Raw genomic sequence first — 25,218 nt, forward strand, 5'->3', positions numbered from 1 at the left:
AAAACGGGCAAGGCGCCAATGGTTGAAATGCATCCGCAGGCGGTCGAATTAGGTCAACCCTACTCGAAGCTCAGCTGCTCCAGACGATCGAAGACCGTGTCGATGCGGGTGAGGAAGTCCCACGGATCAAAGATCTCGTCGAGCTTCTCCTGGCTGACGGTGCAGCGCGGATCAGCCTCGAGACGCTCCTTAAAGGTGGGGCCGGAGACGCAATCCTGTACCTCGTGCCAGGTTGCCATGGCGTTCTCCTGCACAATGGCGTACGCGTCCTCGCGGGTGATGCCCGTGTCGACGAGGGCCAGCAGGACCTTGGAGGAAAAAATGAGGCCGCGTGTCTTGTTGAGGTTGGCCATCATGCGAGCGGGATACAACTGCAGGCCGTCGATAACGCGGATGAGGCACTGGAACATGTGGTCGAGCGCGATGAAACTATCGGCCTGGGCGACGCGCTCGGCAGAGGAGTGCGAAATGTCACGCTCGTGCCACAGGGCGACGTTGTCGAAGGCAACCTGCGCGTTGGCCTTCACGACGCGCGACAGGCCGCAGACCTTCTCCATGGTGATGGGGTTGCGCTTGTGCGGCATGGCGGAGCTGCCCTTTTGACCCTTGCGGAACGGCTCCTCGGCCTCGAGGGTATCGGTCTTCTGCAGATTGCGAACCTCGGTAGCGATGCGCTCGCAGGTGGCCGCCGTGGTGGCAAGAACACCGGCGAGATAGGCGTGATGGTCGCGGCTAATAACCTGCGTGGACAGCGGGTCGTGAACCAGGCCCAGGTGCTCGCAGACATACTCCTCGACAAACGGCTCGATGGAGCTGTAGGTGCCGACAGCGCCCGAGATGGCGCCGAAGGCAACATTCTTGCGGGCGTCCTCAAGACGATCCAGATCGCGCTTGAGCTCCCAGGCCCAAGAGCCAAACTTCATGCCGAAGGTCATCGGCTCGGCGTGGATACCATGAGTGCGGCCGGCACAGAGCGTATTGCGCTCCTCAAAGGCGCGACGCTTGCAAATCTCGCCGAGCTTCTTGACGTCCTCGATGATCAAGTCGCAGGCCTGGGTGAGCTGGTAGCACAGAGCCGTGTCGCCCAGATCGGAGCTGGTCATGCCATAGTGAACCCAGCGGCTGGGCTTGGGGTCGCCCTCGGGAACATCGGCATCGATGTATTCCTTCATGTTGGTCAGGAAGGCAATGACGTCGTGGCGCGTGACTTCCTCGATCTCATCGACCTTCGCCTTCTCAAAGTTGGCATGATCGCGGATCCACTGGGCCTCGTCTTTGGAAATACCGATCTTACCGAGCTCCGCCTGGGCCTCGCAGGCCAGAACCTCGATCTCCTGCCAAATGGCGTACTTGTTCTCGAGGGAGAAGATGTGTCCCATCTCCGGGCGGGTATAGCGATCGATCATAGCGGCTCCTTTTTGGTTATTGGCACGTTGGTCGTAACCCAACCATTGTACCGTGCGCAGGTGCAAGTATGGGCAGCAGGCATGAACCTAACATTTTGGAATTGGAGCGGGCAACGAAGATGGACAGCAGCGTCACCGCAGCAGGCGGCAATAGTTCCGTGTACTAATGTAATTTCACGCGTTATCCGCGAAGCTACATGCGAAATTACATTAGAAGAAGACACATTATTTTCCGTTTCCCCTGGCAGCTAATCTGCGAGGTAAATTAAAAGTACAGACATTATATGCACTGAAATATATGACCTTACAGTCGGCCTACAGCCTTATGCACGGGCGGCTAATGTAACAGGAGATATAATTACATTAGTTGCGGATAAAATTACATTATATGGAGTGTCATGATACGGAAAACGAGCGAAATGCCCTCCCTACTTCTGCGCATCATTGCAGACGTCGAGACCGAGGTCGTCGAATACAAGGCAGCAAAGCAGAACTATGACTTCGAGGACATTGGCAGGTATTTCTCCGCCCTCAGCAACGAGGCCAATTTACGCAAGGCAGAGTGCGGATGGCTTTTCTTTGGCATTTCAAACGACCGCAAGATAAAGGGAACCGCCTACCGTAAAGAACCCCAATCGCCAAGTGTCGGCCTGCGACGCCTAAAGCACGAAATCGCCCAATACACCAACAACGGCATGACTTTCGAAGAGATTTACGAGTTTGAGGTTGATGACAAAAGAGTCATTGCTTTCCAGATACCGGCTGGCAGCTTCGCAACGCCAACGACTTGGCACGGAATCCCTTGGTCACGAGAGAATGAGTCCCTCGTAGAGATGCCCAAGTTCAAACTCGACGCCATTTACGGGCAGAGCCGGCCCGACTGGTCGCGCCAGATTGCCTACGAGGCAAACTTCGGTGACCTTGATCCAGATGCAGTTAGCTTTGCATGCTCCAAATTCGTCGAAAAGTTCGGAGAAAGCCAGCCTGCCGTTAGTAGCCTCGACGAAGAATCTATCCTTAGCAAGATGGCGCTTGTGATCCACGGCCACGTGAGCAATGCGGCGCTCGTTCTTCTGGGCAAACCGGAATCGAGTGTCTTTCTGGGTGGCATTGAGCCGCGCATCACTTGGACGCTCTACGCGAGCGACGGCTCCACTATGGCCTATGAACACTTTGAGCCGCCCTTCATTCTGCAGGTCGATCGTATCCTGGGAAAGATAAGAAACGAAAAGTATCGCTTCTTCGACCGCGAAGAGACGCTATTTCCCACCGAAGCGCATCGCTACAGTCCCGAAGTCATTCGAGAACTTCTCCACAACGCTATTGCGCATCAAGATTTCAGGATGTCAGGAAAGATCAATGTCCTTGAGTATGAGGACAAGCTTATATTCAAGAACGAGGGTGCCTTTATCCCCGAGACGATAGAGAACGCGCTCGCGAGCGGCTACAAGCCGCCCTACTACCGTAACCCCCTGCTTTCAAGCGCTATGAACAAAACAGGCATGATGGACCGCAACGCCATAGGCATTCGCAACGTCTTCGATATTCAGCGCAACCGCCTATTACCAATGCCCACCTACGATCTATCTGAGATTGGGCGCGTTGCCGTAACGCTGTACGGTACGGTTCTCAACGAGGACTATTCTCGACTTCTCGCAAGCAATCGAAATCTTGATTTGGTGACAGTACTGCTGTTGGACCTCGTTCAGAAGGGACTACCCGTCACAAAGGAACAGTCACGTCTGCTTCACGAACAAGGCCTCGTTAGGGGCCGTTACCCCAAACTGACGGTCTCAGCCGAGGTGGCAGCAGCCACCGGTGCCCACAGCGAGTATGTGCGAAACAAGGGCGTAGACAATAGCGTCTTCAAGGAGTTGATCTTGGAGCTCCTGCGCGTGCGCCCATGTTCAAGAGCGGAGATTATCGCAGGGCTGGATCATGCCTTGCCGGCAGACCTTACGGCAAAGCAAAAAGGCGACCATGTAAGCTATCTGCTCCAAAGCCTACGGAAAGCTGGCCGCATCACCAACGCTGGAAGCACTTCGGCAGCTGAGTGGCACATAGTCGAGTGATATGGCTCGCGATTTCGATTCTGCCAAACAGGCACATTCCAAGCCAAGTTCGCAACTAGCCCAGAATGTGCCTGACTACCAGTCGTGATAGGACGCATCCTCCGTCGTCTGGCATCGCGCAGCGTCAGGCAACAGCGCATATGGTTGATCCAACTGAAGTCGACATCCAATCGGGCATTGCAACCTTGCGAGACGGCAGTCTCATACAACAAAAATAGTTCCCTGCCACTCCATGCACGAGCGGCAGGGAGCGCTCATGGCGGATCATTTCTCAAGCTCCACCTTCCTCAACCGTAAAAACGTCCAATGTCTTAGAGGCCGTTTTTACATTTGTTGGCTTCTATTTCTTTAATTAAAAATCATCCTTTACCTGCTGATTCGTGATATTTTGCTTGTCTACATATAGGTGTAGACCTATACTAATTCCTATTATGGCTAAGCTATGTCCTTGGGAGGTGCCATGCCGTCAGAAGCTCAGAAGCGAGCCGATCGTAAGTACAAGCACGACAAGACCCAGCAGTTCTGTCTGCGGTTCTATCCCGCCGAAGAGGAGATTTGGTCATTCCTCTCCGCACAGGAAAACAAGCAGGGATTTCTTAAAGATTTGATTAGCCGCGAGATGGGCGTCGCATCGGGCGGCCCCGCACGCGTTGATACCAACACCAAGGTTGGAAGGACGGAATCGTAATGTCGCAAGTGAGCAAGACTTCGGTCATCCAGCCGGAGACTATACTGGACTTCATCGACGGCGTGACGCAGCGCAGGGACACCCCCGAGGAGCGAGTGCGCCAGGAAATCCTAAAGTCCCTCGTGCGTGAGTACGGTTACAAGAAGGAGCAGATCGGGGTCGAGGAGTCGATCAAGTTCGGCAGCAACCGAAAAGCGGTCGACGTCGCCATCTGGGAGCCGGGAAAAGCGCACACCCAGGAAAACATCCACATCATCGTCGAGTGCAAAGACCCCAAGACCAAGGCCAAAGGCAAAAAAGACGGCGTAGATCAAATGCACTCCTATGCGTCTGCCTGCATGAACTCGACCTATGGCATGTGGACCAACGGCGACGAGTTGCTTACCTTCCGTTACGTGGTGGACGATGCCGGCAAGCGCGGCCCCGAGGCCGTGCCCGATCTGCCACATGCTGGTGGCGAGGTACCCGACGACGCGCCGCGCTTCGACCAGTTGCGCCCCGCCGCCAGTGACTCGCTGCTGTACTCGTTCCGCCGCTGTCACAACTACATCGCCGGAAACCAAGGCATCCAAAAGGCCGAGGCATTCCTTGAACTGCTCAAGATCATCTTCTGCAAAATCCAGGATGAGCGCGACTCCGAGACGCCAACGTTCTACATCACGCCAACCGAGCGCCAGGGCGCCGCGGGTAAGAAGAAGTGCCGCAAGCGCATCGAGGCACTCTTTGGAAACGTCAAGCAGTCGTACGAGACCATCTTCAAGGCCGACGAGCGCATCGCATTAACCGACGATGTGCTCGCCTACATCGTGGCGCAGCTGCAAATGTATTCCCTGCTCGAGAGCGACGTGGACGTTAAGGGCCACGCGTACGAGACAATCGTGGGCTCCAACCTGCGTGGTGACAAGGGCCAGTTCTTCACGCCGCGCAACATGTGCCACATGATGGTGCGGATGGTCGACCCGTCCGAAAACGACGTCATCCTCGACCCCGCCATGGGCACCTGCGGCTTTTTGGTCACGGCCATGAATTACGTGCTTGAGAAGATCAGAGACTCCGTCGAGGTGAGCGGGCGCAGCAAAGCAGCCAAGCAAGAGGCTCTGATCGCGCGCAAGCGCGAGTTCCTGTCCAAGCATATCGTGGGCATCGACTTTGATCCCATCCTAGTGCGTGCCTCCAAGATGAATATGGTTATGAACAACGACGGCACCGGACAGCTGTTCCACGCCAACTCGCTCGAGCCGTTCTCGGGCTTTGAACCCAAACTGCAAAAGGCGCTGCGCCTGGACGCCGCCGACATTGCGGCAAATAAGGCGCTGCAGCCGGGGCACGGCGTTACGGCGATTATGACCAACCCACCTTTTGGCTCCAAGATTCCTATCGAAGACCCGGCGATTCTGGAATCCTTCGACCTTGGACACACCTGGTCGTGGTCCGAGGAAGATGCCGAGTGGAGCATGGAACCCAAGCTCTTCTCATCTCAGCCGCCCGAGATCCTCTTCATCGAGCGGTGTATCCGCCTGCTTGAGCCCGGCGTGGGTGTGGCGGCGCTCGTCATTCCCAACGGCATCCTGGGCAACCCGGGTCTGGGCTACGTGCGCCAGTGGATTTTGCGCCATGCGCAGATCCTGGGTTCGGTAGACATGCACCCGGATGCGTTCCAACCCAACGTGGGCGTGCAGACATCCGTCCTTGTGCTGAGACGCTGGGACAGTGAGGAAGAGGCATACTGCAAGGACGGTACCTTCCAGGATTACAAGATATTTATGGCCATCTGTGACCACGTAGGGCACGACAAGCGTGGTCAGACCACCTATGTACGCGACGATGACGGCTACCCCATTGTGCAGGAGCAGACCACCGCGGTGACGGGCAACGTGGGCTCCGAAGAGGAGAGCAGCCACACCTCGAAGGAGCGCGTGGTGGACGACGAGACGATGGCGATCGCCGGCGCCTTCTTTGAATGGAGGCGAGACCAATGACGATCGCGCCTTTGGTGAAGAGCGTCCGACTTTCCACCGTGCTGGGCGGCGACGTGAGGCTCGAGGCGTCAACCTACCTGCGCGACGGGTACGGCTTCGTACGCCTTGCCAACCAGTGCGACAACCACAAGAGGCTCGGTGACCTTACCGACATTTGGCAGCCGAGCAGACTGACGGGGTATACCGTGCCGGAAGGCAAAGGGCTACCCTTCTTTACCGCCGGCCAGGTGTTCGAGGACTTTCCCCGAGTGAGGAAGTGGCTCGCCGCGCCTTTCGTGCCCCAGGCTGATTCTAGATTCGTCAATCAGGATTGGCTGCTGCTTTCGCGCTCGGGCGTGGTGGGCAACGTTACCGCCGTGTACCCGCATCACCTGAACAAGGTCATCACGGACGACCTGTTGCGCATCGAGCCGAAGGACCAAGACGAGTACGGCTGGCTCTACGCGTATATGAAGACGGACTTCTTCAAGCAGATCGCACGAGCGTCTCAGTACGGTCACATGATCAAGCACATCGAGGTGGCCCACGCCAACGAGTTTCCGGTCATCATGCCCGATGCGGCCACGCGCAAAGCCATCGGCGACAAAGCTGCCGAGGCTGTGCGCCTGCGCGGCGAGGCCTGGAAGCTGCGGGACGGGGCGTTTAAGCTGTTGGAGAAGGAGGTCGGTATTGCTTGTGAGGCAGAAAGTCCTGCAGGAACATGCGTGGTGAGTTTATCCAAAGTTATTGACAACAGATCGCGCCTTGATGCTGACAGTTATGCCGGCTCTATAAGCGCCGTAGACTCATTGGTTGACGTAATGGAGTATGCGCCACTTGCTGAACTTGTAGAGGACGTCGAAGAGCTTCCTCGCTTCAAGCGGTTTTATGGCGATTCCAACGTTCCCTTTGTGGGTGTGTCCGAGGTCTTTGACGTTAACACTCAACCGACAAAATTTGTTTACGCCAAGCTCATTAAAAACTGGGAGCGTTACATCCTAAAGCCGGGAACTCTCGTCATGGCATGTTCTGGTCAAAAGTACGGCATCCTAGGACGAGCTCTTTTGCTCACGGAGAATCATGAGGGAATGTTTGGCAGCAACCATCTGCTGAGAATCTATCCCGACGTTACAAAGATTCGAACTGGCTACCTGCTTGCTTTTCTGAACAGTCCCACCGTTGGCAGGCCGTCGGTCGTTCGTTGCGCATACGGAACCTCGGTGCCTCAACTTAGCCCTATCGATATCAAAAAAATTCGCGTTCCCCGTCTTGGCGCGGACGTCGAATCTGCCATCGCCGACCTTATGGACAGGAGCGTGAGCACCTCGGCCAAGGCTGACCAACTTGAGAACGAGGCTACCAAGCTGGCACAGGAGCAGGTCGATATCGCCATCGAGAAGGTTGTCTCCAACACCTAGTGAGGCGACCTTTTAACCGCCGTTAAGCCTATAGCCTCAACACAAACAAAATGCAACGCGTATCGTAGTAAGTTGGTTAACGGCATAGTGTGAGAATTCACACTTGGACATTTGATTAACGCTCGCACCCTGTCGGGTTCGAATCCCAGCACTTTATTGAAAAAAGCACGGCACCGTGATGGTGCCGTGCTTGTGCTCTTAACTGGAGCGGGCAACGGGACTCGAACCCGCGAGTGTCAGCTTGGGAAGCTGATGCCTTACCACTTGGCGATGCCCGCTTGTGTGTTGGCTAGTATAACGCGGTTGTCTTGTTCGATACAAGGGTGTCGATGCTTGTTTTAGCTGTGGAGATTCGTTTGGAAAACATGTCAATTGTGGAGACGAGGACCTTTGACCTCCTGTTCTCCCTATCTTCTACCTGCACTTTTATCTGATTGTTGTATTTGGGCTCGATTTGTCAGAAATCGGGCAAGCTTTTGGTCAGCTTCTGGTACCTACCCGCATGAACCATGGCGGTAGCCTCATCCCAAGCGCCGCGGCCTCCCCGTGCGGCGCACGAGGGATAAGGAGCAGCCATGTCCAACGCACCCACGCACTCTGTCCACAGCGCAATCGCAACAGGTCCGCTGCTCCTGCTCCTCTTCCTGCTTTTCGGCTGCCTGGCACCGGGAGCCGCATTTGCCGTCGATGGCTACGACCAGCTCGGCTTCCGCACTATTAGCGATGATTGTGGGCCCTTCTTTATCGGCAAGTATGAAGCTCAAGACGCCTCGATTGCCTACTGCATGAACCAGGAGCGCCCCGGCCCCACCAAGCCGGGCGGCCCATGGCTCAACTTTGATCAAGGCTGGGTGTGGCTCGACGACGAGTTCGCGGCAATCGTTTGTCACGGATATCCTACCGCCACGTCGTTTGGCGCTTACCATCTTTCACCCGATCGCGCCCGCGCCGCCACCCAGCTTGCCGTATGGATGCTCAACGGCACTACCCATGTCGACGGCACCTACTCCTACACGACCGCTCAGGGCAAAACCAAGAGTGGGCACTTTACCGCCGACGATGAAGTCGTGGCGGCTGCGCGATGGCTCCACGACAGCGCAAAATCAGGAAGCATCAAAGCCGCTCCGCACCGCGCGCGGCGCTATTTAGGAACCGTATCGGGCGGCAGCAAACGTCAAGACATGCTCTATGTACTGCCGACGGTCTCTGTTTCCTTCCAAAAGCAGTCTGCAAACGCTGCCATTACCAGCGGAAACAATACCTATGAGTTTGACGGGGCAACATTCGATGTTTTTGAGAGCGCCAGCGGCGCGCGTGTCGGCACCGTCCAGATGGACAGCAACGGTCGAGCGCAGGCAGTACTTCTGCCCAACACGGCATACTACCTAGTTGAAACGAAGGCGCCGGCCGGCTATGTCCCCCGCCACGATCGTATTGCCTTTACCACGGGGAATGACGGCGGGCGGGTCGCCATTGATGAACAACCTGGCACCATTACCTTGCGCATCGCAAAGCTCGATGCCGCGACGAATGCAGGCCCCCAAGTTGGAGCTTCGTTCGCAGGAGCAGAATTCGTGTGCGTATCACAATCAACCCCTGGATGGGCGCAAATCCTCACGACCGACGAAAGCGGTCGGGCCACTCTCGCCGATGTCCCCTTAGGAACCTTTACCATCTACGAATCAAAAGCCCCCGAGGGCTACCTGCCATCCAACGACAGCTGGACCTATACCGTTGGAGCCGACCAGCTCGGCGATTCAGGCGTGGTCGAGATCGAATCTCGCGTTTCCGATATCCCCATTGCGTTTGACCTTGAGATTTCCAAATTCAAGGACTACGGCAATAGCGACCAATCCGGCCTGGAGCAGCCGGCGGGAGGTGTTGTCTTTGAGGTTGTCAGCAACAGCTCTCAGCAGGTTGTTGGCACACTGACCACAAACATCTATGGCTTTGCCTCCACCAAAGATCAGTCAGAAGCATGGTTTGGCGCAGGCAAGCGACCCGCCGGTGTCCACGGAGCCATCCCATACGACCGCGCCGGCTACACGGTTCGCGAGGTTCCGGAAACCGTCCCCGAGGGTTTTAAACGTGCAGGGGAATGGACCGTCGGGGCCAATCAGATTTCCGACGGCGCCGAGCTTCAATATATCGTGGACAACCACGCTCTGTCGACGCATCTCCAGATTGTAAAACGCGATGCCCAAACAGGCGCTTCTGTTCCACTAGCCGGATTCACCTTCCAACTCCTCGACAGCAATCACGAACCTGTCTCACAAACTTGCTGGTATCCAGCACATAACGTAATGGACACCTTTACGACTGACGCGACCGGGACCGTCACACTGCCCGAATCGCTCGTGCCGGGCACCTATTATGTACGCGAAACCTCGGCCAAAGAGCCCTATCTTGTCGGCGAAGAGATCAAGGTAAACATGCCCGCCGACATGAACCTAACGCCCGTTGCAATCGCCTCGTATTATGACCACGCCGCGACCGGAAACATCAGGATCGTTAAAACCGATGCCGTAGACGGCAGCAGCCTAGCGGGCGCCATCTTTGAGATCCGTGCCTCGGGTGATATCGTGCGCCCCGACGGTAGCATTGCCGCGCTCGACGGTGAGACTGTTGCTACCGTCACAACGGATGAAACTGGAGAAGCACGCGCGGACGACCTCCCGCTGGGATCTGGCACCGCACGCTACGAGGTTGTCGAGACTCAAGCGCCGGCCGGCTTCCTGCTCGACCGAACGCCCCATATCGTAGACCTCGCTTATGCCGACCAGAAAACGCCCGTTGTGGAAGCACGGCTTAACGTATCCGACGATTACACTAAGGTTGATATCTCCAAGGTCGATGCAAGCGGTGAGCAGGAAGTGGAAGGCGCACAACTCACCTTATATGGTCCCGATAAAACCGAAATAGACTCCTGGACCTCATCCGACAAGCCGCACCGCGTCGAACATCTTGCACCCGGCACCTACTCGTTGCGCGAAATGATGTCTCCGCGGACCTATGACCTTGCCGAGGAGATAACGTTTGAAATAAAGGATACGGGAGAAGTCCAATCTGTCGCGATGAAGGATGCGCCCATCGAGATCAAAGGACAGGTCGACAAGCGTCAGGAGCTTGTCCAACCTATCGGGAAGGGTCTGCTGGCCAACGGCGATGGTAAAAATCGCGCCGCAACGCAAACCAATACGGACGGACTTTTCTCCTATACCATCGACGCTCGAAACGATTCAGCTACCCGGGTTGATGAGTTCACAATTACCGATGATCTTGAGTGTGCCAAAGACGGCACGGCGAGATTCGTCTCAATCGAAACCCCCGTCGCCATCGGCGACCTCAACGGTCTGTGCAACGTGTGGTATCGCACGACGCCGTTGGACTCGACAGACGTCGATGGGCCGGCAAACGCGACGCTTGACGATGGGCACGAAAATCCTTGGCTTGAGTCCGACGAAGTAAAAGAGAGTCTGGGTGAGGATTGCCGCCTCGTCGATTACGACGGCTGGCACCTCTGGAAGGCGGATGTCTCGACCACGGAATCCACCACACTCGAGGCGAAAGAACTTGACCTTGCATCCAATACCGTCGTAACGGGCATTCGCATTGAATACGGTGCAGTAGCCGCCGACTTTACGACTCGAAGCGATGTGGATTCTTGGACCCGTGATGATCTCAAAGATGAGCACGACGACCTTGACGATGCCAAAGCAATCCTTGGCACAGACGCTCGGGGCGCAGCCGTGCACATGCAGGCAACGTCGGCTTATACGCCCCAAACCGCACTCACCAACAGCGCGCGCGTCGATCTTTGCCGCAACGGCGGCGGCGATAAACTTGAGTCACATGACGAGGACCGTGTCATTCAACGCTGTACCCTACCGCAGGACCTACCGGCAACAGGATCAGTTCCCATCGCCGCCTGCATCACCGCGCTTCTGACCTCGGGTGCCGCAGCCTTATGGTTCGCTCGCCTTAGGTCGATCCCAGAGAAGCGCTAGCGCGATAAAAAAGCGGGCGAGCCAGTCCCCCGGCTCGCCCGCTTTCAATCATGTAAATCGCCGTATCTACTCTGCAGACGAAGATCCACCATCAACGATTGCCTGCTCGGACTCAGGAATCCCATCGGCACCCGTGCTCTGTTCTTGCTCCACCTCTTCGCTGATTGCGGAGGCGGGGGTCGAGCCCTTCGCACCCACGATGTAGGCAGCCCCAAATCCTAACGCAATGGCGATCAAGGTCAAAATCACGTAGACAGGCCAATGGCGCTTAATATACGAAAACACGTTGACTCCTTAGAGCTCCGTCTACGAACGGCGGATAACCTCGGTCACGACCTCGGATACCGTGGCAATGTTCGTCGGGCTGACATTGTGGGGCAGGTCGTCCTCGGTACGAGCGCAAGCCAGGCGCGTGCCGTCCACGCCGGCGATGGTGAGGGCTCGGCGGCTCGCCTCGAGCGCGGCGTAGGCATCGGTCTTGGCATAGGGCATCTCGAGCGCGCCACAATCGACATGGAACGACTTGCACACCTTGCTGACCAGGTTCATGATGCGGCGATCGCCCTTGAGCAGCTGCTGTTCGCCCTCAACCGTCACCACCGAAAGCCTACCGGCGCCGACGGATTCAAGATTGATGAAGAATACGCCGCGGAGCTTATCGCGATGCGAAGCCAAGAAGGCCTTCATACCGGCGCCATCACAATCCGAGGCGCCCGTTGCCACAAACCAGATATCGTGACCGAGCAGCTCATCGTCACCCATAGAGGCGACAGCCGAGAGCATATCTTCGGAAGAAGCGCCGTCGGAAGACGTAGCGCCGCCCTTCCAGCCATCGTTATCGTCCTCGAAATTATCCCACGAACCGATGCCGCGACCGGACTTCTTGGCATCGTAATCGTCTTCGACGCCCAGCCAATCACTCATGCTGTCCTGTTCGTTTTTCTTTTTACAACCGAACAGGCCGCCCAGGCCGCGCTTGCGAGACTTGGGTGCCGCCGGGGCGGGAGCCGAAATGGTCTCGATCGGCTGAGCGCCCGACGCAACGGGCATAGGAGGCGCAACGGGTGCCGATGTGGGTTCGGGACCCTGAGCGGTAGCAAAGGGGTCGTTGACCTGTGCGGAGGGGTCGGGAAGGTCGAACAGCGACGTGCGAGACGCAACGTTTGCCTGCTTCATCGACGGCAGCGACGGATCGGGGACCGAAGCCAGCGGAGACGAGGAAGGTGCAGGCGACGGAGCTGACGCCGGATCGGGAACATTCATCTGCGGACGCGGCGATGCCTGGGAGGAAATCTGGGCCATAAGGGAATCGACCGTTTCGTCCTGGGTGGGAGCAACATCGGCAACCGTGGCACCGGAACCACTCGGGGTCGGCATGGTGAAAATCTGCGTGGAGTAAGGCCTCGACTCATCTGTCTCGGGAGCCTCGGAAACCGCAGGCACTTCCTCCTGCTCGACCTCGGTCGAATCATCTTGCTCGGCTGTTGCGTATTGCTCTTCGTCAGAGTTGGCCTCGACGGGCTCGTCCTCGGCGGCATCTTGGATTGCGGCAGCATCAATAGGCTCGTCATCGTCTGCCGCATCGCCCCGCTCATCGGAAACAGGAAGGGACTCGGCAATCGCGGTGCCTTGCTTTTCAAACGTTATCGTGGAATCGAACTGCGCGGCATCAAACGACATGGTGCTATCGACGTGCTGCTGAGCCTCGAAAGACGTCGTCGCCTCAACAACATCCGTGGACGCCGGTTGCTGGGACTCAAAGGACGTTGTAGCTTCGGCAGCGTCGACGGGCACGGACTGCATAGCCTCGTTCTGCTCGAGCTCTTGCGCCGCGCGCTCACGTGCCGCCTCGGCTGCCTGCTGCTGAGCGATAGCCTCCTGCTCGGCAGCCTCGCGTGCGGCAGCGCGCTTCTCCTCGAAATCGTCGACAAATTTCTTGCCCTTTGCAAGCGCACCCTTAAAGAAGTTGGAAGCACTGGCGCCAATCGAAGAGAACGCGGATGCAATATCGGCATGGGGCGTTGCCGCGGGAATCTCGGCCGAAAAATCAGTATCGCTCTCGTAAGACACGCGCCTCGGCTGTTCAACGTAATCGTCGTCAGGCTCGTCCGCAACGTCTTGCGCCGGCGCGGCGGGGGCCAAAATGTCCAGTCCTGCCGCGGGATCGATCGCGGACACCGCCTCGGGCTCGGCAACGGCAGCGGTAACCGCGGCAGACTCATCATCCACGGTGACGGCGGGCGCAGGTGCAGTCACGACGGGGGCAGGCTCGGGCTCAAACGTCGGCTCCTCGCCCTCCTCGTAATCGAGCGTGCAGGACTCGGGAAGCATCCCGAGCGCACGGATGGCATCCGAACCAAAGCGGATGTTGCCGGCGGCATTGCGATAGAGCTTGGGCTCGGGCTCGGCCGCGACAGGCTCCTCCGCCGGCTCGGCAGCGGAAACCTCGTCATTGAACTCTTCGGCCTGGACAGCCTGATTCTGATCCTCGGGCACGATGGCGCCAATCAGCGTCTCGTCGGCAGACGCACCCTCAAAGCCCTCGATCTGCTCGTCGAAAGCCTCGCCCTGTTCGGGCTCGGTCTGAGCGTCGGGAGCAATCGGCTGACCGAACTCGTCCTCGGCGTAGGTAGGCTCTTCATACTCGATGGTGTTGCCGTAGTCGTTTTGCTGTTGGGCCGCGGCATACTCCGCTGCTGCGCGCGCCATCTCCTCGGCACGACGCTTCTGCTCCCCAAAATAGGTATCGAACGGAACATCGTCGGGAAACTCGTTTTCGCCCTGGAAGGGAGCAACGTTGTCCATAACGCCGAGCATAGCGGCGACAGAAGACTTGTTGCACACTGCGCCGGACGTATAGGGAAGCACAAAACGGTTAGAAATGATGTTTGCCGCGTTGGCGAGCGCAACGAGGGAAGCGAGGATCGCGACAATCCACAGCAGAACCTTGAGCGCGCCGGGGAGCGGCAGGATACGCAAGATGGCAACGGCAGCAGGGGCAACCGTGGCAACGGGCAACAGCTTGGCGATGAGCGCACGATACGAAGCATAGGGCTCGCGGGCGAGCAGCTCAGCACGGGGAGAGTCGTAGTGTGCGACAACGACCACCGGGCGGTTGCGCGGAGACGCGAGCGGGCCCGAGGCCTTGTGGTAGGCGATGACATTTTGGCTCACGCCCGTCTTGCCCAGGCGCGAAACCACGGGATGGCCCGTGCGCTCGAGCACGTAAAGAACGGCACCGACAATGGCCAGCAAGGTGCCGACCAAGCCGATGCCGCCGCCGATGCCCATCAGCAGGGCGCCGGCAAACGCAAGAATACCGGTAACGGCAAATGCCAACCTGCTGGGCGCCGGGGCATTGAACTCCTGAACCTCGGGATCAAAGCCGTGGTTGCGGAAGATCTGAGCGATATCCTCGGCAGCCAAGCGCTCTTCTTCGCTGCATGCCGGCGTAATGCCGGTGTTCTGCAGCAGGTGGTTAATATAGTTCTGGGTGTTCGCCATGTGCGCTCCACATCCATAATCCGACAAATAGGCCCAATGCATGCACATTAGAACCGTATATAGTCGAAAGTATACCCCGAGCGAGCGCAAACGACCGAATTCGGGCCATCTTAACGCCCCGAGCGGACAAGGATATAGCCTAATCTCCATATCGGACTAAAATCATGGCAGCAAACCACCTTCTCATGCGAGGACTCTATGACGGCAAGCGACGCGACCGCGACAATTAAAAAGGGGAATTCGGAGCCCAGTTTCGATAAAACGGCCCAGCGCATCCTCAATCTTTTCTTTGTGCTCAACAGCTCCCCCGAACCGCTGACGACCGAGCAGATCGTCTTGGATTCTGACCTGGGATATGGCTCGGGCAACATCGACTCGGATAAGCGCAAGTTTCGGCGCGATCGTGACAAACTGCTCGAGCGTGGCATCTTAATCAAGGAGGTTCGCCCCGCCGGTGCGCAGGAGACCGAGGAAAGCTCGTGGACAATCGACCGCGAGCACACGTTTGCGGCAGGCGGCCTCATCACCGCAGACGACGCCGATATCCTGCTCAACGCTATCGACCAGACAATAGCGGCCGGCTCTTCCACCTTTGCCGCGCCGCTTGCCGACATTCGCTCCAAAATTGCCTACCTCACCGGCATATCTGCGGTGGACGAAGCACCGATCCGCCGCTCTCCCACCGTCGATGCGGTATGGAGCGCCTTTGCCGAGCGATGCGCGCTGCGATTTTTATATCAGAACGGACGCGGTGGGCAAAAAGAGCGTACCGTCTGCGTCTACGGCATGTTCGAGCGCGAGGGCGTGGCGTACTTCTGCGGCCTCGACAATGCCACCGACGACATCAGGACATTCCGCTGCGACCGTATCGTTCGCGCTTGGCGTCCTTCGAAGGCCTACACCATCCCTGCGGACTTCAACCTCAACGACTACCTGTTCTTTGAATTCGATTTTGCCGACCGACCGCCCGTTGCAGCCACGTTCTCGTTCGCCCCGCAGGCGCAGATCGATATGATCAACGGCCTCACGCGCGGGCGAGGTGAGCTCGCACACACCGATGCGGGATGGACCTGGACCGTTGACGTGCGCGACCTTGAAGCCGCCGCCTCATTTTGCATGGCCCACGCTATGGACGGCATGAGGCCCATGGCCCCCAAATCGCTCAAGCAGGCGTGGAACCACCTCATTGAAAGGACGGTGCACGAGCATGCCCGTGCGTAAACTCACCAGCGAGCAGAGGCTCTCGCGCGCCATCGACATCATTGAGGCCCTCTACGCCGCCGGCGAGAGCGGCATGACACGAACCGAGATTTGCAGTCGCTTTGACATCACAGGAGTGTCGCTCGACGAGATTCTCGAGATCGTCTCGACGCTCGCGGACCGAGAATCGGGTGCGCGCATCATCTGCGAATGCCACGGCGAGCGTGTGGTCCTCACCGGTGACGCCGGGCGTGTGCTACCGCTGCGTCTGAGTGCCGCCGAGGGCGCTGTGCTCAACCACGAACTTGAATCGTTGGGGATCGAGCCCCAGGCGGCGGCTCGAATTCGACACGCTCTTCTACCCGAAGAGCTCGGCTATAACCAGCGTGTCTCTGACACCGTCAGCCACGGGTCGCACTGGCAGCAGCTGAGCTGCGCCATTCAGGACGGCGTTCGCTGCCGTATCTCGTATCGCTCGATGGACGATGCACGGCCACGCGAGCGTCTGGTCGACCCCTTGCGCATTACGGCAAACGGCGACCAAACATACCTGATTGCCTGGGACATCGCGGTCGATGAGCAGCGCACCTATCGCATGGATAAAATCGAGGGACTCGCCTTGACGGAAGACTCCGTCGTGCCTCACGTACCGGACGTTGCATCCCTCCACGATTCCCTTGCCCGGACGCAGCGTAGCGCAAAGCTCTTGCTGCCATTCGATATGGCGGAGCATCTGGACTGGGCCGGCATCACCCTAATCGAGCGCAGCGGGACAGACATGGCAACGGCAACCGTACATTACGGCTCCGAGCGTTGGCTGCTGAGCCAGATAATCGCAGCGGGCGGAGCCATCCGCATCTTGGATGACCCCGCCCTGTCAAAGCGTCTGTGCGATATGGCAAAAACCCTCGTCTGTCCGCTTTAGCGCCGCCGCTCGTGGCGTGCACGCCACAGCTGTAGATAGTGCCCGATCTGCGCCGATTCGATGCGCTGGTAGGAGCTCGTGGGCAGCGACGTTAAGAACTTCTTGCCATAGCCCTTCGTCACCAGGCGAGGATCTGCCAAGATCAGCACACCGCTATCGGTCGACGAGCGAATCAAACGCCCCGCGGCCTGCTTAACCTCGAGCACCGCCTCGGGCAGCGAATAGCGCGCCCATGCGCGGTCTTCGCGCAGGTTGCGCTCGCACGAGAGCGGGTCCGTGGGGCTTGAGAACGGCAACTTGGGAATGATGACGCAGCGCAGCGTCTCGCCGCTGGCATCAAACCCCTCCCAGAAGGCCTTGAGTGCAAAAAGCGACGAGGTCGGTTCGTTGATAAACCGGTCGCGCAGGCGACGAGGAGATGAGTTGCGCTGCTGGCAGTTGAGCTCCAGACCCGCACGGGCCATCTTGGGCTCAACGCGGGCGTATAGGTCCTCCATGTCGCGCCGATTGGTGAACAACGTGAGCACCGATCCGCCCATGGCAAGATGGGCGTCGACCAGTACGCGCTCGAGCGCCGTAAGATAGCTCTCACGATCGCGCGGATCGGGGATATCGCCCGCAACGACTACAGCCATGTTCGAATCGAAGTCGTAGCTCGAATCCAAGTGCAGCGATGACGACGTTGAAGCACCGATGCGATCAAGGCCGACCGCATGGTTAAAGTGCTCAAAGCTTTTGGACACCGTCATGGTCGCCGAGGCAAAGATAGCCGTGTGAACCTCGGGTAGCCACTCGGTTGCCAAAGCCTCGCCAATGTCGATGCGCTCTGCGGTCATCGACTCTCCGCCGGCACGAAGTCTGCGATTGACCTGCAGCGAATACACGTAGTGTTCATCGGTGCCATCAATGATGAGTTTGAGGTTCTCGGCCAGCTCGTGCAGGCGGCGCGAGATATCACCCAGGTCGACAACAACCTCGGGCTTGTCGGCGGCGACGGCTTGCACCAGCGCGTCGACGCTCTTGTCAGCTTGTTCCAATGCGTCGATGCCAGTGTAGGCCGACTGTAAGAAATCATGCCAGTCGTCTGATTCGCGCAGCTCGGGGCCAATCCATAGATTGGCATTGTCATAACCCCCACGCGCACGGCGGCCGAGCTCGCGAACGCCATCGAACACGTCGGCGATTGCCATGCTCGCGCGGGCAACCGTCGACGTCGCCTTGGCAGTAAGGCCCAGATAGAGCGTAGAGCCCTCGGAGGTTGCCAAATCACGGGAAACCTGGCTTAGTGCGCCGGTGCTCGAGCCACCCAGGCGCTCGAACAGGACGCGTGATTCGTCCGCCGACACCACGCGCGCCCACTGACGGCGCGCCTCGCGCTCGATGGAATGGGCCTCGTCGATTACCCAATGACGAATCGGAGGCAAAATCCTGCCCTCGGCCGCGACGTTACGGAACAGCAGGGAATGGTTGGTGACCACCACATCGGCATGCGCCGCACGACGGCGAGCACCGTGGACCAAACATTTATCAGGGAAAAACGGGCAGAGGCGACGAGCACACTCGCGCGAGGCCGTCGTAAAGTCGGGACGGTTGACGCTGCGCCACCGAATGCCGAGCGAGTCGAGGTCGCCATCGGCTGATTGGCAGACGTACGCCATAATGACCGCGACCGCCGTGAGCGTGTCCGCCGGATCGCGCTTGGTGGTGATCTCGACCTGGCCGCGGCTCATGCGCTCGAGCTTGCGCAGGCACGGATAGTGGTCATACCCCTTGAGAGCGCAAAAAGACAGACCACCGTTCAGTTGCTCGGCAAGTTTTGGCAGCTCATGGTACATGAGCTGGTCGGCAAGATTGTTCGATTTGGTCGCAATACCAACCGTGATGTTGTTACGGCGTGCTGCCTCGGCAAAAGGCACCAGATAGGCCATCGATTTGCCGACGCCTGTGCCCGCCTCAATTACACGATGAGTGCCCGTGACCAGCGCATCGCGGACCTCGAGCGCCATCGCGATCTGCTCATCACGCGGCTCGTAGGTGGGATACATGCGATTGACCAGGCCACCTGGCGCATAGTCCGCCTCAATCTCCTCACGACTCGGCATCTTGAGGACCGGCAGCTCATCGGCGTCCACCCGATCGTCGGCGCGATCGGCCTTGAGAACGTCAGCACGAGCGGCGCTGAGAGAGAAGATAGAACCAGGGTTCTGCCCTGCCAAGAATGAGAAGATAGGACGATAGGACCAAGGCACGTCCGAATGCATGTCGGCTAGGCGCGCCATGAGGCCCTGGGGCAAGTCGGTGAGCGCCACGAGCAACACGCGCCATACGCCACACAGGGCGTCGACGTCGGCATTGGCACGGTGTGATACCGAGTCACAGCCAAACAGATCGGCCATAAAAGACAGCTTGTGCGAGGCCAGGCGCGGAAGCGCGATGCGCGACAGCGCCAGCGAATCGATCCAAATATCGCTCACGTTGACGCCGCCTTTGACCGACTCGATAAACGAGCGGTCGAACGTGGCGTTGTGTGCGATCACCGGGCAGCCACCGACAAAATCGGCGAGAGCGGCGACGGCCTCAACCGCCGACGGGGCATCTGCCACATCGGCATTTGTAATGCTCGTGAGCTCGGTAATCTCGGCGGGAATCAGCTGTTTGGGATGCACGAAGGTATCGAAGCGGTCGATGACCTCGCGGCCCGAAAGACGGGCCGCCGAGATCTCGATCAGCTCGTTGTCCTGCACCGAAAGACCCGTGGTCTCGGTATCGAGGACAATCACATCTTCCTCGATAAGGCCGAAGGACTGCGTTTTGGCGCGGTCGGCAAGCGTGGCATAGGAGTCGATGACAAACTGCGGCGTTCCTGACGAAACCGCGTCCTCGATTAGCATGCAATGCCCGCTCGACGAAGGCCCATACGGATCAGGCTGTCACAGACCTGCGGGAACGTCATGTCGTCGGTGTGGCGGATCTCATCCGGATACAGCGACGTATCGGTCATGCCGGGAATGGTATTGGTCTCGAGGATAACGGGGCCGTCCTCGCTCACAATAAAGTCGCTGCGCGAGATACCCAGGCAACCGAGGGCCTTGTGAGCGGCGCAGGCAAGCTCCTGAGCGCGAGCGTAATTCTCGGGTGAAATCTGCGCCGGAATGCGATGGATATCCGTAGGGTCGACATACTTCACGTCCAGATCGTAGAACTCGCAGTCCTCGGGCTTACGAATCTCGACAATCGGCAGGGCGCGCACGTCATCTTCGCCGTATACGCCGACGGTGATCTCGGTACCCTCGATGCACTTCTCGACCAGCACTTTGTCGCCGTACTCAAACGCCTTGGCGATTGCCGCGGGCAGCTCGGAGGGCTCATGGACCAGGGAAATGCCATAGCTGGAACCGTTGACGGCCGGCTTCACAAAGCAGCGCTCGCCACAAACCTCGACGATATGATCGATATCGACTTCATCGCCCACCTCGAGCGCAAGGCCGGGGGCAATGGGAATGCCCGCCTTGGCGTATAGGAGCTTAGAGACCTCCTTGTCGGCACCGCAGGCGCTGGCAAGTACGCCCGAGGCCGTGTAGGGGATACCCAGGGTCTCCATGGCACCCTGCATGGCGCCATCCTCACCGCCGGCGCCGTGCATGGCGATAAATGCCACATCGAATCCGCCGTTCGCCATGGTTACCATAAAGTCATCAGCGGCCGTGTCAAGCAGCTCCACCGAGGTGTAGCCGGCTTCCTTCAGTGCCACCACAACGTTCTTTCCCGAATCGAGCGAGATCTCGCGCTCGGCGGAATGACCGCCCGCCAAGACCGCTACGTGCATGTTCTCTAGGCTTTTACCCGGCATGGGCAGACTCCTCCTCTATAATTTCTGCAGCTGATACCATATTGTAGCGATACCCTCTACGTTTCCCCAAAATCGAAAGGCTTCCATGAATCCCAGGACTAAATCTCAGGACATTCGCGACTTGAGCCAAAACGATATTCGCGAGCTCGTGGCCGAACTTGGCCAGCCCGCCTTCCGCGCGAAGCAGCTCATCGAATGGGTCTTTGAGAAGAACGTTTGTTCGTTTGACGATATGACCAACCTCCCCAAGGCTTTCCGTGAGCAGCTTAAAGAGGCTTTTGCCTTTGATACGCCGACTGAACTCACCAAGCAGGTTTCCAAAGATGGCTCGCGCAAGTATCTGCTCGAGTACCACGATGGCATTTCCGTCGAGACTGTCGGCATGCCCCGTCGTAACAAGCTTTCCGTCTGCGTTTCCACCCAGGCAGGCTGCGGCATGGGCTGTGCCTTTTGCGCTACCGGTCTCAACGGCCTCAAGCGCTCTCTGACCGCTCAAGAGATCGTCGACCAGGTGCTTCATGTATCCAACGACTTTGGCGAGCGTGCCACAAGCGTTGTCTTCATGGGCCAGGGCGAGCCGTTTGCCAACTACGACGAGGTTCTCAAGGCGCTGCGTATCCTCAACGACCCCGATGGCATCGGTATCGGCGCTCGTCACCTCACCGTCTCTACCAGCGGCGTTATTCCCGGTATTCGCAAATTTGCCGATATCCCCGAGCAGTTCACTCTTGCCGTTTCCCTGCATTCCGCCATCCAGTCGACGCGCAATAAGCTCATGCCCGGTGTTAAGAAATACACGCTGCTTCGCCTTCACGAAGCGCTTCAGCTCTACACCGAGAAGACTGGCCGCCGCCCGACCTATGAGTATGCCATGATCGAAGGCGTCAACGATACGAATCCCGAGATGCAGGCGCTCTGCGACTTCTGCGAGGGAACGCTGTGCCACGTTAACCTGATTCAGCTTAACGACATCGAGGGCAGCCCGCTCAAGCCGTCGCCGATTCATAAGGTTGAGGATCTTCAGCGTCGTCTTGAGTCCCGTGGCATCGAGACCACGATTCGTAACTCCCGTGGTAACGATATTGACGCCGCTTGCGGACAGCTGAAGCAGCGCTTTAAAGTTCAGAAAAATGCATAGGGGAGTCGCACCCCAAAACGTTTCATGTGAAACATCGAACGACCCCGGTTGCAGGATATGCAACCGGGGTCGTTTCATTTATTGACCTTAATTTTGAATCAGCTGCTGCTGGTCCCATTTTTACGGCCAAAATAAGGGGTCCTTGTCTCGTGAATCAGACAAGGACCCATCAAAATATGCTAAGTAATTGTTAGGTACCTAATAGCCTACATTTTCCCATTGGTTACTAACCCAACCTTGATTAATCTTAGGATTTTTCGTTACCTGAGCAGTTCGCATGGCAACATCTTCTGTCATAACATCCATTTTCTTCTTGGATGTATCAACGATATCTTGCGCGCCACGAAGCAAACGGCCTCGAAGTTCATCGTCTGTCGCGATCTTATAACCAGCAAAGGCACCAGCCGCGACAGTCGTCGCCAATGCAATCGCAGTAAAAATCTTATTCCTCATCTTGGCCTCCTTGATCAAACTGAATCACTTCACCAAGAATACGAGAGAGCTCTTCCTCGTCTTTAAACTCAATCTCAATCTTATTCTTTCCACGCGAGCTTTTCACGCGCACGTTGGTATTAAATACCTGACGAAGTACACGCGCAGCCTTTTTAAAAGACTGAGGCGTTGCAGGCCTCGGCGTCTTAGGCGTCTCTCCGGCAGAAAACAATGGAGCAAGATTTTCTGTCGCTCTTACGGAAAGGCCCTCTGCAACAACCTTCTCTGCAAGTCGAATTCGCGCGTCCTCATAGGGAACTGCAAGAATCGCACGCGCATGTCCAGCAGTAAGTTTACCCTCAAAAATCATCTGCTGAACTACTTCGGGGAGATCGAGAAGGCGCAGCGAGTTTGTAATTGCAGAGCGTGACTTGCTTACGGCCTTCGACAATGCCTCCTGGGTCATACCGCTAGCATCGATGAGCTGGCGATAGCCCTTAGCCTCTTCGACGGGATTCAGATCAGAACGCTGAAGGTTTTCGATAAGAGCAAGAGCCAGCATCTCTTCATCATTAACATCTTTAATGATGACAGGCAGTTCCTCAAGACCAGCAAGCTTTGACGCCTGGTAACGACGCTCACCAGCGATGATCTCATAGCCGTTTCCATGCTTGCGAACCAAGAGCGGCTGCAAAACGCCATGTTCTTGGATTGACTCGCTCAACTCGCGAAGTTCAGTTTCATTAAAGTGAATTCGCGGTTGATTCGGGTTGGGAACGATATCCTCAATAGTTAGTTTTGTTTCAGATGCGGCATTTGAAGCAGATGCGGACGAACCACCGGTCTCATACTCGGCCTCAGAGACCAAAGCACTGAGTCCACGCCCCAATCCGCCACGTTTCTTTGCACTAGGCACGCTTGATCACCTCTTTTGCAAGGTTCATATACGCTTTTGCACCCTTGTTTTGAGGTGCATAGGTAATTACCGGTTCTCCAAAAGACGGAGCTTCAGAGATTTTAACCGTACGGGGAATCAGCGTCTTAAATGCCTTATCACCAAAATACGATTGAACCTCCTCAACAACCTGATTCGATAGAGAAGTACGCGAGTCATACATGGTCATAAGCACACCATAGGTGTCTAAGCCCTTGTTCAGACGTGATTTGACCATCTTCATTGACTCTAGCAGCTTCGTAACGCCCTCGAGTGCGTAGTACTCGCACTGGATCGGAATCAAAACGCTGTCTGCTGCGGTCAAGGCATTGATAGTAAGCAGGCCGAGCGAAGGAGGACAGTCAATGAAAATAAAATCGAACTCGTCCTGAATCGGCTCAAGCAAATCTTTGAGGCGGGTTTCACGAGCAATTGCGCTTACGAGCTCAATTTCGGCACCTGCAAGCTGAATCGTAGCTGGAATTACGAATACCTTTTTGCAATTTGTATCAAGAACAAGCGATTCTGCCGGCACATCATTCAACAATGCATCATAGATGCAGTGATCAAGGTCTTCTTTTTCAATTCCAAATCCACTTGTACTGTTTCCCTGCGGATCAAAATCGACAATCAGTGTCTTACGACCCTGCTCACCCAGTGCTGCTGCAAGGTTTACAGCCGTCGTTGACTTACCGACACCGCCTTTTTGATTGATGATTGCAATGATACGCCTGTCCTTTGCGTTCTTAGAACGCTTAACGTCGCGAAATCCCACGGTCCCTCCTGGTGTGTATTAAAGCTGTCAAACGGAGGATGTTTCACGTGAAACATTCCGATTCGATATCAACCGCCATGTTTCACGTGAAACACTGCAAGTTGTTAGTATCCATTATGTTTCACGTGAAACATCTAGGCAAGCGGATTCTTCTTTGCCATGCCATTTGCACGAGGCAATGAAATGGATGCTGGATGACTCTTCTTAAGAACAATGAACTCTCTGTGGCCCAAGCCCTCAGGCAAATCGATTGCGTCATTCAGAAGCAAAGCGAAGCCACAAATCTTAGCTGCTGACATGCCGGAAGCAAGCTCCTCATCCAAAGGATTGCCCTTGGTGATAACAAATAGCCCTCCATCCTTGAGGAACGGAGCTGCATACTCAACAAGAATCGGTAGAGGAGCCAGTGCGCGGGCAGTTACGACAGAGAACTGCTTCTTATGGCTTCGAGCATATTCTTCAAGACGATCATGGACCGCATGAGCATGTTTCAATCCAAGAGCATGAACAAAAGAATTGACAGCATCAACCTTCTTGCCAACAGAGTCAATATAAGTAGCTTTACGATGCGTGGTTATGGTTAAAGGAATACCTGGGAAGCCCGCACCTGTTCCCATATCGAGCAAAGCTCCCTCAGGAGCCTTATTGATATAGGGGAGCAACACAAGTGAGTCGAGGATATGAAGCACTGCAGCATCTTCTACGTTAAGAATACGTGTGAGATTGGTTGTCTTATTTGATTCCAGAACCAAATCCAAATGCTGAATACATTTCCTCAGCTCAACATCAGTTACGCTCAAGGAATACTCTTTGCAATAAGAAGTTAGACGACTCAACATCTTGTCAGCCTGCTGATCAGTAAGTACTAACAACGAAAGCTCCTTTCTGACAAAAATCAGTGTATCGAGAAC

The 25,218-nt window shown here is 56.8% G+C and carries 17 protein-coding genes and 1 tRNA gene; 8 read left to right on the plus strand and 10 right to left on the minus strand.

The annotated features are described in order from the left end of the window. Nucleotides 1–59: 59 nt before the first annotated feature. A complete protein-coding gene (gene purB, locus DW754_RS07905; RefSeq protein WP_022093797.1) occupies nt 60–1,406 on the minus strand; it encodes an adenylosuccinate lyase in 1,347 nt (448 codons plus the stop codon). A 398-nt stretch (nt 1,407–1,804) separates the two neighbouring features. Between purB and DW754_RS07910 the strand changes: the two genes are divergently transcribed. From DW754_RS07910 to DW754_RS07925, 4 genes are all read left to right on the plus strand, one after another. Next, complete coding sequence (locus tag DW754_RS07910; RefSeq protein WP_117637911.1) at nt 1,805–3,478, plus strand: RNA-binding domain-containing protein; 1,674 nt, start codon at nt 1,805–1,807, stop codon at nt 3,476–3,478. Nucleotides 3,479–3,938: 460 nt separating this feature from the next. After that, on the plus strand, nt 3,939–4,166 hold the full coding sequence (locus DW754_RS07915; protein ID WP_117634743.1) for a hypothetical protein: 228 nt from the start codon (nt 3,939–3,941) through the stop codon (nt 4,164–4,166). After that, nucleotides 4,166–6,145 carry an N-6 DNA methylase gene (locus DW754_RS07920; protein ID WP_117634741.1) on the plus strand — a complete coding sequence of 660 codons (1,980 nt, stop codon included), beginning with the start codon at nt 4,166–4,168 and terminating at the stop codon, nt 6,143–6,145. The genes DW754_RS07915 and DW754_RS07920 overlap by 1 nt, the downstream gene beginning before the upstream one ends. After that, on the plus strand, nt 6,142–7,542 hold the full coding sequence (locus DW754_RS07925; RefSeq protein WP_117634739.1) for a hypothetical protein: 1,401 nt from the start codon (nt 6,142–6,144) through the stop codon (nt 7,540–7,542). The genes DW754_RS07920 and DW754_RS07925 overlap by 4 nt, the downstream gene beginning before the upstream one ends. Before the next feature lie 203 nt (nt 7,543–7,745). On the opposite strand, the gene DW754_RS07930 is transcribed toward DW754_RS07925, so the two are convergent. Beyond that, a tRNA-Gly gene (locus DW754_RS07930) sits at nt 7,746–7,820 on the minus strand. 297 nt (nt 7,821–8,117) lie between these two features. Here DW754_RS07930 and DW754_RS07935 point away from each other — a divergent pair. Next, nucleotides 8,118–11,549 carry a SpaA isopeptide-forming pilin-related protein gene (locus DW754_RS07935; protein ID WP_117759189.1) on the plus strand — a complete coding sequence of 1,144 codons (3,432 nt, stop codon included), beginning with the start codon at nt 8,118–8,120 and terminating at the stop codon, nt 11,547–11,549. Between the two features lie 66 nt (nt 11,550–11,615). On the opposite strand, the gene DW754_RS07940 is transcribed toward DW754_RS07935, so the two are convergent. Together DW754_RS07940 and DW754_RS07945 are read right to left on the minus strand one after the other, a co-directional pair. Next, complete coding sequence (locus DW754_RS07940) at nt 11,616–11,834, minus strand: hypothetical protein (RefSeq protein WP_022094153.1); 219 nt, start codon at nt 11,832–11,834, stop codon at nt 11,616–11,618. 21 nt (nt 11,835–11,855) lie between these two features. Next, entirely contained in the window at nt 11,856–15,053 is a 3,198-nt protein-coding gene (locus tag DW754_RS07945) for a hypothetical protein (protein WP_117759191.1), read from the minus strand. A gap of 198 nt (nt 15,054–15,251) precedes the next feature. Here DW754_RS07945 and DW754_RS07950 point away from each other — a divergent pair, with 198 nt between their 5' ends. Together DW754_RS07950 and DW754_RS07955 are read left to right on the plus strand one after the other, a co-directional pair. Continuing rightward, complete coding sequence (locus tag DW754_RS07950; protein WP_117759193.1) at nt 15,252–16,274, plus strand: YafY family protein; 1,023 nt, start codon at nt 15,252–15,254, stop codon at nt 16,272–16,274. After that, a complete protein-coding gene (locus tag DW754_RS07955; protein ID WP_117759195.1) occupies nt 16,261–17,178 on the plus strand; it encodes a YafY family protein in 918 nt (305 codons plus the stop codon). The genes DW754_RS07950 and DW754_RS07955 overlap by 14 nt, the downstream gene beginning before the upstream one ends. Here the strand turns inward: DW754_RS07955 and DW754_RS07960 are convergent. Continuing rightward, nucleotides 17,175–20,069: a helicase C-terminal domain-containing protein gene (locus DW754_RS07960; protein ID WP_117759197.1), complete on the minus strand. Its 2,895-nt coding sequence runs from the start codon at nt 20,067–20,069 to the stop codon at nt 17,175–17,177. The genes DW754_RS07955 and DW754_RS07960 overlap by 4 nt on opposite strands. Then, complete coding sequence (locus DW754_RS07965) at nt 20,063–21,028, minus strand: D-alanine--D-alanine ligase (protein WP_117647819.1); 966 nt, start codon at nt 21,026–21,028, stop codon at nt 20,063–20,065. The genes DW754_RS07960 and DW754_RS07965 overlap by 7 nt, the downstream gene beginning before the upstream one ends. 85 nt (nt 21,029–21,113) lie before the next feature. Between DW754_RS07965 and rlmN the strand changes: the two genes are divergently transcribed. After that, nucleotides 21,114–22,166: a 23S rRNA (adenine(2503)-C(2))-methyltransferase RlmN gene (gene rlmN / locus DW754_RS07970; protein WP_055251319.1), complete on the plus strand. Its 1,053-nt coding sequence runs from the start codon at nt 21,114–21,116 to the stop codon at nt 22,164–22,166. A gap of 198 nt (nt 22,167–22,364) precedes the next feature. On the opposite strand, the gene DW754_RS07975 is transcribed toward rlmN, so the two are convergent. The 4 genes from DW754_RS07975 to rsmG all read right to left on the minus strand — a co-directional run bounded on the left by DW754_RS07975 (nt 22,365) and on the right by rsmG (nt 25,107). Next, entirely contained in the window at nt 22,365–22,619 is a 255-nt protein-coding gene (locus tag DW754_RS07975) for a hypothetical protein (protein WP_099432405.1), read from the minus strand. Continuing rightward, a complete protein-coding gene (locus DW754_RS07980; protein WP_199411468.1) occupies nt 22,609–23,514 on the minus strand; it encodes a ParB/RepB/Spo0J family partition protein in 906 nt (301 codons plus the stop codon). The genes DW754_RS07975 and DW754_RS07980 overlap by 11 nt, the downstream gene beginning before the upstream one ends. After that, nucleotides 23,507–24,307, minus strand: coding sequence for a ParA family protein (locus DW754_RS07985; protein ID WP_117759199.1), 801 nt, complete (start codon nt 24,305–24,307; stop codon nt 23,507–23,509). Before DW754_RS07985 ends, DW754_RS07980 begins: the two co-directional genes overlap by 8 nt. Before the next feature lie 134 nt (nt 24,308–24,441). Next, the gene (rsmG, locus tag DW754_RS07990; RefSeq protein ID WP_233508886.1) at nt 24,442–25,107 is read right to left on the minus strand and encodes a 16S rRNA (guanine(527)-N(7))-methyltransferase RsmG; all 666 of its coding nucleotides are present in this window, start codon (nt 25,105–25,107) and stop codon (nt 24,442–24,444) included. Nucleotides 25,108–25,218 lie beyond the last annotated feature (111 nt).

The organism is Collinsella sp. AM29-10AC (assembly GCF_003469085.1).
Lineage (GTDB): Bacteria > Actinomycetota > Coriobacteriia > Coriobacteriales > Coriobacteriaceae > Collinsella.

Excerpts from the sequence above, each read along its gene's own strand:
- DW754_RS07955 (WP_117759195.1), top strand. The coding sequence starts at position 16,261 with ATGCCCGTGCGTAAACTCACCAGCGAGCAGAGGCTCTCGCGCGCCATC.
- DW754_RS07975 (WP_099432405.1), bottom strand. The coding sequence starts at position 22,619 with ATGAGGAATAAGATTTTTACTGCGATTGCATTGGCGACGACTGTCGCG.
- DW754_RS07925 (WP_117634739.1), top strand. The coding sequence starts at position 6,142 with ATGACGATCGCGCCTTTGGTGAAGAGCGTCCGACTTTCCACCGTGCTG.
- DW754_RS07910 (WP_117637911.1), top strand. The coding sequence starts at position 1,805 with ATGATACGGAAAACGAGCGAAATGCCCTCCCTACTTCTGCGCATCATT.
- DW754_RS07965 (WP_117647819.1), bottom strand. The coding sequence starts at position 21,028 with ATGCCGGGTAAAAGCCTAGAGAACATGCACGTAGCGGTCTTGGCGGGC.
- DW754_RS07920 (WP_117634741.1), top strand. The coding sequence starts at position 4,166 with ATGTCGCAAGTGAGCAAGACTTCGGTCATCCAGCCGGAGACTATACTG.
- rlmN (WP_055251319.1), top strand. The coding sequence starts at position 21,114 with ATGAATCCCAGGACTAAATCTCAGGACATTCGCGACTTGAGCCAAAAC.
- purB (WP_022093797.1), bottom strand. The coding sequence starts at position 1,406 with ATGATCGATCGCTATACCCGCCCGGAGATGGGACACATCTTCTCCCTC.
- DW754_RS07935 (WP_117759189.1), top strand. The coding sequence starts at position 8,118 with ATGTCCAACGCACCCACGCACTCTGTCCACAGCGCAATCGCAACAGGT.
- DW754_RS07945 (WP_117759191.1), bottom strand. The coding sequence starts at position 15,053 with ATGGCGAACACCCAGAACTATATTAACCACCTGCTGCAGAACACCGGC.
- DW754_RS07950 (WP_117759193.1), top strand. The coding sequence starts at position 15,252 with ATGACGGCAAGCGACGCGACCGCGACAATTAAAAAGGGGAATTCGGAG.
- DW754_RS07915 (WP_117634743.1), top strand. The coding sequence starts at position 3,939 with ATGCCGTCAGAAGCTCAGAAGCGAGCCGATCGTAAGTACAAGCACGAC.
- DW754_RS07960 (WP_117759197.1), bottom strand. The coding sequence starts at position 20,069 with ATGCTAATCGAGGACGCGGTTTCGTCAGGAACGCCGCAGTTTGTCATC.